The sequence below is a fragment of the Amycolatopsis sp. M39 genome (assembly GCF_001651785.1).
GTDB lineage: Bacteria > Actinomycetota > Actinomycetes > Mycobacteriales > Pseudonocardiaceae > Amycolatopsis > Amycolatopsis rubida.
Genome location: NZ_LWSF01000005.1, coordinates 373,327 through 387,010, shown reverse-complemented (window position 1 = coordinate 387,010; position 13,684 = coordinate 373,327). Strand labels below are relative to the sequence as shown.

14 protein-coding genes are annotated in these 13,684 nt (G+C 68.4%); 4 read left to right on the top strand and 10 right to left on the bottom strand.

Annotated features, from left to right (window positions below):
• The first annotated feature begins 141 nt into the window (after positions 1-141).
• Entirely contained in the window at positions 142-1,722 is a 1,581-nt protein-coding gene (locus tag A4R44_RS16255) for a hypothetical protein (RefSeq protein ID WP_095213371.1), read from the top strand.
• Here the strand turns inward: A4R44_RS16255 and A4R44_RS16250 are convergent.
• Positions 1,697-3,886, bottom strand: coding sequence for an ATP-binding protein (locus tag A4R44_RS16250; RefSeq protein WP_067580845.1), 2,190 nt, complete (start codon positions 3,884-3,886; stop codon positions 1,697-1,699). The two genes, A4R44_RS16255 and A4R44_RS16250, sit on opposite strands and share 26 nt — an antisense overlap.
• Before the next feature lie 124 nt (positions 3,887-4,010).
• A complete protein-coding gene (locus tag A4R44_RS16245) occupies positions 4,011-4,190 on the bottom strand; it encodes a hypothetical protein (protein WP_067580843.1) in 180 nt (59 codons plus the stop codon).
• Positions 4,191-4,607: 417 nt separating this feature from the next.
• Here A4R44_RS16245 and A4R44_RS16240 point away from each other — a divergent pair, with 417 nt between their 5' ends.
• Positions 4,608-5,144 (top strand): heme-binding protein, encoded by a 537-nt coding sequence (locus A4R44_RS16240; RefSeq protein ID WP_067580840.1) that lies wholly within the window; start codon positions 4,608-4,610, stop codon positions 5,142-5,144.
• Between the two features lie 152 nt (positions 5,145-5,296).
• Here the strand turns inward: A4R44_RS16240 and A4R44_RS16235 are convergent, their stop codons facing one another.
• The 4 genes from A4R44_RS16235 to A4R44_RS52365 all read right to left on the bottom strand — a co-directional run bounded on the left by A4R44_RS16235 (position 5,297) and on the right by A4R44_RS52365 (position 8,635).
• Complete coding sequence (locus tag A4R44_RS16235) at positions 5,297-5,752, bottom strand: NUDIX hydrolase (RefSeq protein WP_067580838.1); 456 nt, start codon at positions 5,750-5,752, stop codon at positions 5,297-5,299.
• Entirely contained in the window at positions 5,752-6,519 is a 768-nt protein-coding gene (locus A4R44_RS50330; RefSeq protein ID WP_232791630.1) for a nitroreductase family deazaflavin-dependent oxidoreductase, read from the bottom strand. Before A4R44_RS50330 ends, A4R44_RS16235 begins: the two co-directional genes overlap by 1 nt.
• Positions 6,501-8,024: an FAD-dependent monooxygenase gene (locus A4R44_RS52370; protein ID WP_369805898.1), complete on the bottom strand. Its 1,524-nt coding sequence runs from the start codon at positions 8,022-8,024 to the stop codon at positions 6,501-6,503. The genes A4R44_RS50330 and A4R44_RS52370 overlap by 19 nt, the downstream gene beginning before the upstream one ends.
• A gap of 458 nt (positions 8,025-8,482) precedes the next feature.
• On the bottom strand, positions 8,483-8,635 hold the full coding sequence (locus A4R44_RS52365) for a hypothetical protein (RefSeq protein ID WP_338080312.1): 153 nt from the start codon (positions 8,633-8,635) through the stop codon (positions 8,483-8,485).
• A 126-nt stretch (positions 8,636-8,761) separates the two neighbouring features.
• Between A4R44_RS52365 and A4R44_RS52360 the strand changes: the two genes are divergently transcribed.
• Positions 8,762-9,316: a hypothetical protein gene (locus tag A4R44_RS52360; RefSeq protein WP_338080313.1), complete on the top strand. Its 555-nt coding sequence runs from the start codon at positions 8,762-8,764 to the stop codon at positions 9,314-9,316.
• Here the strand turns inward: A4R44_RS52360 and A4R44_RS16215 are convergent.
• Entirely contained in the window at positions 9,313-10,710 is a 1,398-nt protein-coding gene (locus A4R44_RS16215) for a cytochrome P450 (protein ID WP_067580835.1), read from the bottom strand. The two genes, A4R44_RS52360 and A4R44_RS16215, sit on opposite strands and share 4 nt — an antisense overlap.
• A gap of 78 nt (positions 10,711-10,788) precedes the next feature.
• Here A4R44_RS16215 and A4R44_RS16210 point away from each other — a divergent pair, with 78 nt between their 5' ends.
• Positions 10,789-11,370, top strand: coding sequence for a TetR/AcrR family transcriptional regulator (locus tag A4R44_RS16210; RefSeq protein WP_067580833.1), 582 nt, complete (start codon positions 10,789-10,791; stop codon positions 11,368-11,370).
• 383 nt (positions 11,371-11,753) lie between these two features.
• Here A4R44_RS16210 and A4R44_RS16205 read toward each other — a convergent pair whose 3' ends face one another.
• The 3 genes from A4R44_RS16205 to A4R44_RS16195 are packed head-to-tail and all read right to left on the bottom strand — an operon-like array spanning position 11,754 to position 13,677.
• Positions 11,754-12,131, bottom strand: a complete 378-nt coding sequence (locus A4R44_RS16205; RefSeq protein WP_067580831.1) for a Rieske 2Fe-2S domain-containing protein — start codon at positions 12,129-12,131, stop codon at positions 11,754-11,756.
• Positions 12,128-12,412: a hypothetical protein gene (locus A4R44_RS16200; RefSeq protein WP_067580829.1), complete on the bottom strand. Its 285-nt coding sequence runs from the start codon at positions 12,410-12,412 to the stop codon at positions 12,128-12,130. The genes A4R44_RS16205 and A4R44_RS16200 overlap by 4 nt, the downstream gene beginning before the upstream one ends.
• Positions 12,412-13,677 (bottom strand): amidohydrolase family protein, encoded by a 1,266-nt coding sequence (locus A4R44_RS16195; RefSeq protein WP_232791629.1) that lies wholly within the window; start codon positions 13,675-13,677, stop codon positions 12,412-12,414. Before A4R44_RS16195 ends, A4R44_RS16200 begins: the two co-directional genes overlap by 1 nt.
• Positions 13,678-13,684 lie beyond the last annotated feature (7 nt).

Sequence of the window (13,684 nt, the reverse complement as noted above, 5' to 3'; positions counted from 1 at the left end):
GCGACCACGGGCAGTGGTCACGGGCGCTCCCGCGACCGGCCGGGCGCGGCAGGTAGGCTTCACCAGTGTTTCGCCAGGTGATGTGCCCAGTCTGATGGCAAATACCTACCCCCCCCCGGACTTTTGTCACGGAGAGTGCCCGTGGATCCTGGGTTTGACCACTGGTTGACCGTCGGCTTCGAGCGCCGGGTCCTGGTGGTTGTGCGGACCGTGACGACGCTCAACCGGCTGCTCGACGTGCTCACGCTCTTCAGCGGCGACCATCGCGTGCAGACCGTTTTCACCTTCGACCGCGACCGTCCGGCCATCCTCGGGGCAGGGGTCCCCCGGCTGCTCGAACGGCTGGGCGTCGCGGTGATCCCGTGGCAGCAGGCGATCGCGACCGAGTTCGACCTCGCGATCGCGGCCAGCGAAAACGACGATCTCCACCTGCTCCGCGCCCCGGTGGTCCTGCTGCCGCACGGGATCGGCCACCAGAAGTACTACCCCGGCAGCTCGGTCGTCGCCGGGCTCAACCCGGAACGGCTCGTGCACCACGGGCAGGTCGTCCCGGCGCTGATCGCCGTCGCCCACGCCGAGCAGCGCGACCAGCTCCGCGCGGCGAGCCCGGAAGCGGCCGAGCGAGCGGAGGTCGTCGGCGATCCGTGTCTCGACCGGCTCGTGGCCGGTGCGCACCGGGCGGCCGAGTACCGCGCGGCGCTGGCCGGACGGGGCAAGCGGCTCGTGACCATCGCGTCCACCTGGGGTCCGTCGTCGGTTCTCGGACAGCATCCCGGCCTTCCGCTCCGGCTGGTCGCCGAACTGCCGGTCGACACCACCACGGTGTGCGCGATCCTGCATCCAGGCATCGCGGCGGCGCACAGCTCGTGGCAGCTCGACGCGTGGCTCGCCGAGGCGAAACAGGCCGGGCTGCTGGTGATTCCGTCCGAAACCGGATGGCAGGCCGCGGTTACCGCATCCTCCTGCGTGATCGGTGACGAAAGCTCCGTGTCGCTCTACGCCGCGGCGCTGGACCGGCCGATGCTGATGGCGGGAAGCCCTTCTCCGGCAACGGTTCCCGGCTCTCCCGCCGCGATGCTCGCCGCACGCACGGACGCGCTTGCCGCCGATCGGCCGTTGGCCGCGCAGATCGACGACGCGATCGACCGGCATGTTCCGGGCAGCTACGAACCTGTTGCCAAGCAGGCGGTCGCGGTCCCCGGACAGTCGGCGGAGCTGCTGCGTGCCGCGTGCTACCGCTTGATGAAGCTGCCGGAACCGAGGGGGCCAGCGGAATTCAGCAGCTATCCGGTCGCCTCGCCGACCCGGACGGAACCAGTCGCGTTCGTCGCCGGCATCCGCGCACACGGGTCGAGGGATGTGCTCGTCCGGCTGCCCGCGACCGAGGTGCCGCAGCACCTGCACCATCTGCACGTGATCGCGCACCACACCCGCGCGTCGCTGCGAGAACTGTCGGCGGCCGCCGTCGTGTTCACCGACGACACCGAGGTCGACTTCCCCGGCTGGGCCGCCGCCGTCCTCAAGCAGTGGCCGGACGCCCAATTCGCTGCTGCCCGGCTCGAAGACCGGTGCCTCGCCTTGGATCGCAGCGGTCGCCGTTACGAACTGGTCCCGGGCTCCCGGCAGGCCGATCCGCTGGCGGCGGTGTCGATGCTCTATTTAGGACGGACCGAACTGGAGTTCGGCAGGTGCCGGGTCAGCGTAGCGATTCGAACTCGGTGATGTACTCGTTCGTCCGGGGGTGACCGAGCTTCCAGGCATCGCCGATCAGCTGCCCCCATGCCGTCCGAGCAGCCTCCGGCTGCCCTTCCGCGGCCAGGATGCGCGCCTCGATTTCCCGGACTTCCCACTGGTATTGATCCGCGCCGGTGGATTTCAGCTCAGCGCGAGCGCGGCTCCAGCACTCCCGGGCGCGCCCCAGGTCTCCCCGCGCGAGGAACGCCCGCGCAGCCACCATGTCCAGCCGGCTGAGGTTGCGGCCGGTGGCGTGCTTGCGGCCGTTCTCGATCTCGGCCATCGCTTCCGCCGGGCGTCCGGCCTTGATCAGGACGGAAGCGAGCATCCGATGGTGAATGCCGAGCGCGTAACCGTGGTCGAGGTGCTGGTCGAGCGCGATGGCTTTCCGCAGCCAGGCTTCGGCTTCGGCGAGCAAGCTGGCGCGCTCGGCCGGGAGCGTGTCGGCCTGTTCCTCGAAGAACCGCGCCCGGAACTCCGCCACCGATGATTGCAGCCGCTCCCGCCGAGCCGGACGGATGTCGACGGCCTCAGCCAGCTCCCACGCCCGCTGAAGATCCGCGGCGGCGGTGTCGAAAGCCCTTGCCAGGAACCAGGTTTTGGCCCGCATGGACAATGCCCGCGCGTAGAGCGCCTGCGGTTCTCCCTCGGCCAGCGCCGCCGCCGCACGCACGGCGAGGTCGCTGATTTCGGCGTACTCGCGCCACAGCCAGCGTGCGGTGATCAGCACTTCCAGCGCACCGGCGAGCTGGCACACCTCCAGGTGTTTCCCCCGCCGAGCCGCGGCGCGGACCACCTCGGTGATGAGCCCCAGATGCCGGTGCAGCCAGTTGATCCGGTCCTCGGGGAGCGTCCACGACAAACCGGGCGGAACCACGTATTCGCGCAACCGCCCGGCATCCCCGGCGAGGTCCGCGGCGACCGCTCGATCGCGGACATGGCTCAACAGCCGCGGAAACGCCGCGTCGCGATCCGCTGGCAGCTTCGCCGCGTACTGGGACACCAGCGCGGTCAGCCGATGCCAGCCACCGACCTGTTCGGTCAGCATCGCGCTGACGACCGCGTCGAAGACCTCGTCCGGCATCCCGAGGTAGGCGACCGCGGTTTCCCGGGTGAACCAGTGCCCGGGGAATCCGGACAGCAACGCGACCGCCTCGGCGGTTTCCGGAGCGAGCGTCGCGAAAGTCTGGGCGAGCGAGTCGTTGATGACGCCCTCGGCGTCCACGATCCCGTTCGCCTGGTAGTGCGCGAGGAGCCCGCTGACCGGATACGGTTCCCCGCCGTGCCGCGCCAGGCTCAAGCCCACTTCGCGAATCGCGGACGGCATCCGGCCGGACATCGCCAGCAGCGCGCCGGTCGCGTCGGGTTCCGCGTCGAGCCGGACCGCGCCGCAATAGTGCGCGAGCATTTCCCGCGCGCCCTCGAGTTCGAGCCCGCCCAGCAGGATCGGCGACGGGTCGAGCGCGTCGAGGTCCCGGGTGCGGGCGGCGGAGGTCGCCAGCACGAGGTTCATCCGGAACGGCCGGAACAGCTCGACCTCGCGCGCCGACACGACGTTGTCGAGGATGACGGTGAACAACCGGGTCGCCAGCACGGAGCCGAACTGCTGGTCCAGACCAGCGTCGTCGGCAGCGATCTCACCGCTGGGAATGCCCAGCTTCAGCAGCGCCTGCCGTTTGACGAGCGCCAGATCGACGACCGCGCCAGTACGCGATTCCGCGACATCGATCTCGATCCAGCCGCCCGGGAACCGATCCCGCACCCGCCCGGCGATCTGCCGGGCAAGCTCGGTCTTCCCGGACCCGGCCGGCCCGTAGACGAGACAGGTCCCGGACTCGCGCGGCGCACGAAGATGCTCGGCATGATTGAAGAACGGCTCGACACCCTCGGTGGCCGACGGCCGCTGCCCCGCCGCGTTCACCAACGCGACGGCTCCCATCAGCTCAGTGCGAAACACCGGATCGTCCTGGCAAGCGGCCAGCACCTGCTCGCGAAGATCCGCGACGGCGACCGGCCCGGAGCCGAATTTCGCCCCGAACTTGGCCCTGGCGATGCCCGCCAGCTGCCCCAGCCCCTTGTCGACCCGCCCGACCAAGGCGGTGGCCAGCAGTTTCGCCGCCTCAGAGGAAAACATCGCAACCGCGTCGATCAAGCCCCACCCCTAGTTCCCGGTACGCGCGAAACCACGCTAGCAGTGCGCGGTGTGCACGTCACCCCACGTCACACTCGCCGCGCCCCCAGGTACGCGAGGGCCACCCGCACAGACGTTGATTCCCTCACGGACCGCCGCCAGCCGCACCCACCGTCGAGGCGCCCAGCCCCTCGTGGATCTCGCGCGACAGCCGGTGGCGTTCGTCGAGCATCCCCGCGCGGCGCTCGGTTTCCCGCAACCGCACCGCTTGCCGCCGCAGGTAAGTGATCACCGCGGCGGTCACGGCGGCGACGGCGACCGGCACGATAGTCAGGTTCGGATCGAAGCCGGTCGAGAGCCGGTTCTACGAGAGCGGTCACCAGTGTGACCAGCACCAACGCCGGTCCGATCGGCAGCGTGCGCAGGCCGGTGACGAACAGCGGGACCGCGCACCACGCGAAGCTCGGCGTGGTCGAGGAAACGCACGATCGACGCGACCAGCAGCAGGAAGAACGCCGTGTGCATGGTCGCGGCCAGCCACCGCGCGGCCCGATCGGTCATCGCCACCCTCCGTGTTCCGGTCCGATATGGAGCCTGACCGGTGCGAACCCGGGCATCAGCCGATCGGATGACACGAGTGTCGGCCGTTCCGCGGCGCGAGGTGAGCCGGGACTCCGATCCGGTGGAGGCGGTCCCGGACGCACGATGAATCCGTCAAGCCGGACAAGCCGAGGAGCACCCGATGAAGAACTTCACCGCCAAGACCCGCATCGCCACCGTCGTCGGCGGACTCGCCGTGCTCGGAGCCGCCACGACCGGCGCACTGGCCGCCGACGCCGCCACCCCGGCCGCCGCTCAGGCCGCGCCGAAGGGACTGGTCCAGACCACGCACATGGCGATCGCTGCCGCGCAGAAGGCCGCGCGGGCCGCGCTCAACGCCGCCGAAAGGGCGGGCCGGAAGGTGTCGGTCGCGGTGGTCGACCGCGACGGCAACACCATCGTGACCCTGCGCGGCGACGGTGCGGGCCCGCAGTCGTACTCGTCGGCCGGGGAGAAGGCGTTCACGGCGGTTTCGTGGAACGCCAAGACCTCGGAGCTGACCGGCCGGCTGCAGCAGAACCCGGCCCTGAAGGACATCAAGGGCACCCTGTTCCGCGCCGGAGTGGTCCCGGTGAACGCGAACAACGCCCCGATCGCGGCGGTCGGCGTGGCCGGTGCGCCCCCAGGTGCGCAGGACGAGACCTTCGCCCAGGCGGGGGCGGACGCGCTCGGCAAGTAAGACCGCGGGTGAGCCCGGCCTAGGTTCGGTGGGCCTCGCCAGCTGCGGTGAGACCCACCGGACCCGGCGGCCAGAGCGATCAACCGGGTCCGGCGAGTAAGCCCAGCACGGTGCGGCTGCCCCGTCGGCCAAGCCACGACCGCAGCAGACGGTCAGCCGCCGAACCGGTTCACGTAGTCCTCCACGATCGGCCGTTCCGGTGCGATGATGTCGTCCGGAAGCCGGTCCAGCGCGAAGAACTCGTAGCCGGTGATCTCCGTGCCGTCCACGGTGACCTCGGCGTTCTCGACGGTCGCGGTGAACGCGGCGGTGACGTTGTGGACCTCGTCGCCGTGCGGATACCGGTAGAAGTACTCCGGTCCGGAGTAGACGCCGAACAGTTCCAGGTCCCGCACCGCCAGGCCGATTTCCTCCCGCACCTCGCGACGGCCCGCGTCCTCGTAGGACTCGCCGGGGTCGAGGAACCCGCCGGGCAGCCCCCAGTCCTGGCTTTCCCCGCGGAACACCAGGAGCAGCCTGCCGCGCTCGTCGGCGATCAGCACGGAGGTGCCAGGCAGGATCAGGGGGCGGGTGCCGACTAGTTCGCGCAGCTCGGCGATGTAGTTCATCAGCGGTCAGTACCTTCTCGGTCGGGTTCGGCTTCGTCGCGGGGACGGAAGGCGACGATCGGCAATTGCTGGACCATCCGGTGCCGGGCCGCGTCGGACCCGTCGTAGCGCCAGCCCAGCAGTGTGCTCAGCACAGGACGCAAAACCGGGCGCAGCAGCCGGTTTCGGCGTTCGTAGCCGGCGATCGCGTCGGCGGCTTCGGATTCGCCGAGGATCCGGTACGCGGGGACGAACTTCCGGCGGCCGATCGCGACCTCCGCCGCGGGGGCCGCCTGGATGTTGCGGTACCAGTCCGAGGACGGGCCCAATCCGGCGATGGCCAGCACTTCGCCGGATCGGGGACGGAGACCGATCACCTCCAGTACCGTCCGGTATCGGCGGCCGGATTTGCGGCCGAAGTGGGTCAGGCACAGGAAACGGTTGCCCAGCAACCATCCCAGGTCGCGGTCGTACAGCTTCGCCGGTGCCTTGAAGACCGTGCGTGCGATCGGTTTCACGGTCGGACTCCTTCCCTCGCCGAATGGTGCGGATTCGTGATGAGCGCGGTGGATTTCCCGGTCAACCTCCCGGCGGTCAATTCCGGGCAACCGGGCCAGTTCGAGCACAAGCCGCCGCAGGTAGAGCTGCGGTTCGTTGCCCGGGAGGAACCACCGTGCGCCGTTGCGGGCCGGCTGCTGTTCGCCGGCCACGACGGGACGCCACAGCCGCTCGTATCCCGCCGGGCCTTCGGCGATCGACGACGCGCGGTTCAGTTGATCGGCCAGCACGTCCGCGCCCGCGATCCGAGCGACGCACCCTGTCCGGCCAGCAACGACACCGCGTACGCCGCATCTCCGACCAGCGTGACCCGGCCCTTGCTCCACGTTGCCATCTCGATCAGGGCGACCTGGTCGTAGTAGATCTCCCCGGACCGCGGAGCGCCGCAACGCTTCCGGCACCATCCAGCCCAGCGAGCCGTAGGTGTCCGGCAGCGACTCCCGAAGGCGTCGGGCGAGCGGGATCGGGGGTGCGATGTACGGCGAAGGCGGCGACTGTTCCGGCTCGCGAGCCGGAGAAACCCATCTGCCTCACCGATGGTGTCGGTGAGGCAGAACCGTCCGTTTGCCACCGCATGGATCTCGGGCGAGGCGAACAGGAACGCCGCGGTGTGGAAGCCGAGGTAGCGCGGGAACCGGGATTCCTCGCCGAACACCGGCCGCCGGACCGTCGCATGGATCCCGTCGATGCCCACCAGCAGGTCGGCTTGGAGCACGGAACCATCCGAGAGGGTCGCTGCGACCCGGTCGCCGTGGTCCTCGACAGCGACTATCCCGCTGTCGCACCGAAGCTCGGCCGCCGTGGGCAGCGACGCGCGCAACGCCTGTTCGAGATCCGGCCGCAGGAAGCTCGGCAACCGGCCGCCGACGATGCGCGCGAACTGGCCGAAGTGAATCTCGGACCGGCACTTTCCTTGTGCGTCAAGGAGAATCGCTTCGGAAATCGGGTACGCCGCCTCCTTGACGGCGGGCAACGCTCCCATCGCTTCGGCCGCGTCGTAGCCGGGACCGAAGAAGTCGATCAGGCAGCCCCGCGGGCGCGGTCCAGACGCCCGCTCCACCAGCGTGACCTCGTTGCCCAGCGCCGGCAGCCGGTTCGCCGCGGCCAGTCCGGCGATGGCGGCGCCGCAGACCAGGATTCTCATCGCATTTCCCCTCCCTAAGGCAGCGTGACCAGCCCGCGCAGAACGGCAGTGACCGCCGCCGGGTCTCCGCCGGGAGCGAGGCCGCGGTGCAGCAGCAAGCCGTCGATGGTCGNCGATGGTCGCCACCAGCACCTCCGTGGTCGCCTCCGGATCGGGGACGCCGCGTTCGGCGAGCCAGCTGCTGACCTGCGCGCGGAACGCCAGGAGCAGCCCCCCGATCTGGTCCCGCAACTCGTCGTCGCGCCGCGCCGCCAGATACGCCTCGATGAACAGCACCGACAACGGGTCCACCCCGGTATACGGCTCGACCGACCCGAACAGCGCGGACACCAGGTCAGCCGGATTCTGCGTCGCGGCCAGCGCCGGTCCGACGCTCTCCAGCACCTCGCGCATCGCGTCCAGAACCGCCTCGCGCAGCAACGCCTGCAGCGACGGGAAGTGGTAGTGCACCACGCTCGGCGTCACCCCCGCCCGATCTGCCAGCACACGGGTGCTCACCGCTGCCCAGCCGCGTTCGGGCACCAGCTCCGTCGCCGCTGCCAGCAACCGTTGCCGCACGTCACGCCCCCGTGCCGCTGCCGGTGATTTCATCCGCACTTCTCCTGGTCGATCGTCCCGGGCAGTCGTTCAGGGCGATCGTCCTGTACGACTGCCCTGACAGTAGCGCGGTCTCCGGCGACGGGGAAGCGGGGAGATCCGCAACTCACCTGAACGCGGGAGACGGCGGCGATGTCCGGTCCCGTCCTCTAGCGTCGGAAGCGGCTCTTTCCACCCGTCCCGAAACCGACCGGCAATCCACCGTGCTCTCGTCGCTGTCCGCTGTGTCCATTCGGCGTCCGGCCCCACGAGTCGAGCGCATCGAAATCCTCGGCGGCCTGGTCGTCGCGCTCGCGCTGATCCCCGAGGCGATCTCGTTCTCCGTGATCGCCCGGGGTCGATCCGCGCGTGGGCCGGTGCGCGTCGTTCACCAGGGCGGCGGTGATCGCGTTCGCCGGCGGCCCTCCGGCGATGATCTCCGCGGCGCCACTGGCCGGGAAACGCGGGTTCGGCTATCTCGTCGCGACAGCGGTGCTGGGCGGGTTGTCCCAGATCGCGCTCGGCTCGCTGGGCGTGGCGAGGCTGATGCGGTTCGTGCCGCGCAGCGTGATGGTCGGGTTCGTGAACGCGCTGGCCGTACCGGGAATCCCGGACGTGCCGTTCACTCGGTCTGATCGCGTCGTACGCGCTGGTGGGGCTCAGGGAATCGCTGATGACCGCCAAACTGGTCGCCGACCTCGCCGACGCGCGTTCGAGCAAGACCCGGGAGGCGGTCGGCCAAGGGCCAGGCCATGATCAACGTCAAGGTCGCGGGCAGCTGGACGCGGCTGTCGACGTTCCTCGCCGGAGCGTTCCTGATGGTGCTGTGCCTGGTGTTCGGGCCGGTCGTGTCGCGGATCCCGATGGCGGCGCTGGTCGCGGCGATGGTGCTGGTCGCGTTCGACTGGCATTCGATCGCGCCCGTGACGCTGAAGCGGATGCCGGTCGGCGCTGGTCGCGGTGATGGCGGTGACCGTCGGCATCGTGGTGGCGACCGGCAGCCTCGCGATCGGGGTCGTGGCCGGGTCGATCACCGCGATGGTGATCTTCGCGCACCTGGTCGAGGCGACCCCGGTGCCGCGCTGTTTTTCGCGTCCAGCAACGACTTGGTCTACCAGTTCGACTACGCCGGCGACCCGCAGCGCGTGGTCGTCTACCTATCAGCCGCGCACATCTGGGACGTCTCGACCGTGGCCGCGCTCGACGCCATCGGGACGAAGTGCGAGGCGCGCGGGGAAGACCGTCGAGATCGTCGGCCTGACCAAACCACAGCGCGGCGATGCACGAAACGCTGTCCGTGGAGCTAGCGGGCAACAGCTGAGGTCAGACCGGCCGCCCGTTCCCGGAGCCGCGGCCGGACAGTGAAACCGCTCGGCTTCAGCGTCAGCGATTCCACGATCTTCAGCTCGTACGCCGGGTCCGCCTCGAAGTCGTAGCGCTGCAGCATGATCCCCAGCGCCAGTACTGCTTCGTGCAGCGCGAACTGGCGGCCGATGCACGCGCGTTCCCCGGTGCCGAACGGTTTGTACGCCTGAGCCGGGCGCTTCCGCACCGCCGCCGGCTCGAAACGGTCCGGATCGAATTTCTCCGGATCCGGGCCCCACACAGTCGGATCGCGGTGGAGCATCGGCAGCGGCACGATGATCGAATCACCCTTGCGCATCGGGTACTTTCCGCCCAGCACCAGGTCTTCGCGGGCTTCCCGCGAGTAGCCGGGCGCGGTCGGCCACAGCCGCATCGCCTCGTCGAGCACGCGGCGGACGTACCGAAGCTTCGCGACGTCGCCGAAGGCCGGTTCGCGATCACCCCACACCGCGTCGACTTCGGCGCGAGCCCTCGCCAGCAGTTCCGGATGGCGCGTCAGGTAGTACAGCGCGAACGACAGCGCGCCAGATGTCGTCTCGTGCCCCGCAACCACAAACGTGATGGCCTGATTGCGAATGTTCACCGGATCGAGCTGCTCCCCCGTCATCGGGTGCCCGTCGGTGAGCATCAGACCGAGCAGATCACGCCCTTCGCCGCCTTCCCGGCGGCGCGCCTCGATCACCTCGTCGACCAGGTTCGTCATGGTCGCGATGTCCGCCTGATTCTGCGCGGACGACCCGGCCAGCGCACGCCGCACGAACGGAAGCTTGACGTTGTCCACCTGCGCGAACCGCAACGCGCGGATCATCGCGGTGACGAACGGATGGGGTTCGGCCCGCTCGAACGACCCGAACCGGTAGCCGAACCCGGCGAGCCCGATCGTCTCAAGTGTCAGCCGGGTCATGTCGGCAGCGACGTCGACCGGACCGTCCGCGCGGTCCCACGTCGCAGTCAGCTCACCAGCGACTTCGAGCATCATCGAGTGGTACCGGCGCATCGCCTCGGCGGAGAACGCGGGTTGCAGAATGTCGTGCGCCAGCCGCCAGTTCGGCTCGCGCGTGTGCGCGGTGAACAGCCCGTCGCCGACGACCCCGCGCAACCGCTCGACGCCAAGACCGACGTGCTTGCCGAACCTCGTCTCGTCGTTCAGCTCGGTGACCAGGTCGATCCCGCTGGCGAACACGATCTCGAGACCGAAGAACTTGCGGGTGAAAATCGGCCCGAGCCCCGCGCCGGCTCGCATGGTGCTCTGCAGCGGCGTGCGCACATTGGTCCCGAGCAGGTCCCCGAGCACCGGCAACCGGCCCGGCCGGTGCGGAATCGCGGTGGTGTCCACAGTTCGCTCCCTACTGAACCCACATTCAATAAGGTCACCATCCCCCGCTACTGAACCGGTGTCAAGTAAGATGGGAGGATGCGGACGCGCCTGAGCACCGAACAGCGCCGCGAGCAGCTGCTGACCATCGGAGCAGGCCTGTTCGCGGGCCGCCCGTACGACGAGGTGTGGATCGAAGAGGTAGCCGAAATCGCCGGCGTCTCACGCGGTTTGCTGTACCACTACTTCCCCACCAAAAAGGACTTCTTCGCCGCGATCGTGCGCGGCCAGCGCGACCAGTTGCTGGCAATGAGCGAACCCGACCCGGCGCTGCCGGTAGCCGAGCAACTGCGCGCCGGGCTGGAGGTGTACCTGGAATTCGCCCGCACCCATCCCGACGGCTACCGCATCGTGCACCGCAGCGCAGGCGACGCGGACCGCGAAATCCGGGAAATCTGCGAGGCCGGAATGGCAGCGAACGCCGAACGCATCCTGTCCGCGGTGGGCTTGCTGCGCCCGGTGACCGCTACGACGCGCCTGGCAGTTCGGGGATGGCTTTCGTTTGTGGCGACGCTGATCCTGGACTGGCTGGACGAGCCGAAGATCAGCACACAAGAGCTGCGGGACCTTTGCGCTCGGACTCTCTTCGCAGCAGTCGACGTAGACCCCACCACGATCTAACCCGCGAGCGGTCCGTGAGGGCCACCCTCACCTCCCCTGATTCCCGCGCGGTTCCCCTCACTCGCCTCCCCCGGTCCCATCCGCCGCTAAACCGCCGCCCGCGAACCCCACCGCGACCACCCAGCCAAACCGCGCACCCCCACCACCAACGCCCACCCCTCAACACAGCCACCCAACCGCAGCCAACGCACCCAACCCATCAAGACTCCCACACCCCCACCACCCCGATACGAAGCCACAAACACGGCGCGGAGGTGCTTGTCAAGGCATCTTTCCCGCCTTGACAAGCACCTCCGCGCCGTAGTCACCCTCAAGCTTCGGGGTGGCCCCAACCAGAACCGCGGCACCGTCGCCGCCAGGCGACGAGCCCCGGGACGGAGAAATCAGATACTCACCACAATCTCATCCCCCGCCACCCGAACCGGAACCCCCCTCAACCCGACTCGCGCGTCAGCCGGATGCCGCCCAGTCAAGACATCGAACTCAAACCCATGCCAAGGACAAACAATATTCCGATCGGCCGGATGAAACGCGGGCCCGGCGCTCTTCCGATCCTCCCGTACCGGCTGGACGGTCCGGGGCATGATCTTCCCCTGGCAAACCGGCCCGCCCTGATGCGGGCACACGTTATGCCAAGCCCGCACCTCCCCGGCATGGAAGTAAAGCCCCACCTCCAGCCCGTCGACCTCCACCACGATCCGCCCGCGCGCCCGAAGATCCGCCAGCCCGGCCACAACGACTTCCCGCCGCACAGCACTCATTCGGCCCTCCGATACCAGATCGCCATGTCGAAAAGATTCACGTCCGCGGCATCCAGCAACGCGGTGACCAGAACCACTGTCTCGGTCGCAGTCAACGCGTCCTCGCGAATCGGCCAGGAAATCTTCCCCACCCGATCTGTCTTGGCGGAGAACAACCGAGCCGCCGCGTACAGCAGATCGGCGATTTCTTCGTCGGGGACGGCGGCGGCCCGGTCCGACGAGGCGATCTCAGCGGTCACCTCGCCCAGCCGGGACACCAGCGAACTCAGTTCGGAAGTCATCACGAAACCCCAGGACGCTCATGAAGCACGCTCTTCGCAGCAGGCTTCCGCCGGTCAGCAGGCAAGTTGAACACCCGAGCAGCATTCAGCCCAAGTATATTCCGCTTGGCCTGCTCGGACAAAAACGGCAGCCGGGTAATAGTAGACGGCGCGTCCCAATCCCAATGCGGCCAGTCCGAAGAATACAACAACTGAGTCTCCGCGTTGAACGCCTTCATCCCCGCCTCAAGCAGCTCCATGCTCGTCCGCTCCATCGGCTGACTCGTATACCACATATCCTTCATGTACTCGCTGGGCAACCGAGTCAACCCGGGAGCCTCGCTGGGCCGCATCAACACCTCGTGGTCAAGCCGCTGCATGAGGAACGGGATCCAAGCCAGCCCGCTCTCCACCCACACCATCTTCAGCCGGGGAAACCGCTCCGGCATCGCATTGATGATCCAGTTGGTCACATGAATCTGGTTGTAATGCGTAAACGACAACGCGTGCATCGACAGAAACCGGTTCAGCTGAGCGAAGGACGGATCGCCCCAGTGGTATCCGGAATGGAAGGCAAGCGGCTTCCCGCTGTCCTCAATCAGCTTGTACAACCGGGTATAGACATCCGAGTGCACCGGATTATTGCGCGTAGAACACACCGTATACCCGATGATCCCGTCATCGTCGGCATACTTCTCGACCAGCTCCTCGCAGACCTCCGGCGTGTTGTAGGGCAGATACACCATCCCCTTGAGCCGATCGTCCTGCGGCAGAACGACTTCCGTCAGCCACCGGTTGAACGCCCGCCCGAGCACGACCTCGATCTCGTCCTGCGGATGCATGCCCAGCAGCAACATCGCGCTGGGGAACACCACCTGGTAATCCAGCCCCATCGCATCCATGCCGCGCCGGGCAGCGGCGACGAACGGATGCCCGGACACCCCGTCGAGCGGTTCCTTGCGACCCTGATGCCCGATCCGCCCGCCGACGCTCTGCTGCGACATCCCCGGCTGGATGTTCAGCAACGCGTTGTTGCCCGCGAACTTGCCGAACTGGTCCATGCCGATCTGACGCCACACATCGTTGTCGATGAGTTCCAGCACCTCACCCCAGAAATGGTCTTCCGAGACGTGCGCGTCGATATCGACGATGAAGTAGTCGTCGTACTCGCGCTCGGCCTGCTTGGTCGCGTGGGCGAGAACGTCGCGGGTGTCGGTGCGCCCGCCGATCTCGGCGAGTTCCCGGATCCGCGGCCCGTCGGAACGAGGACTGGAGAAATCGGGCACGGATTCT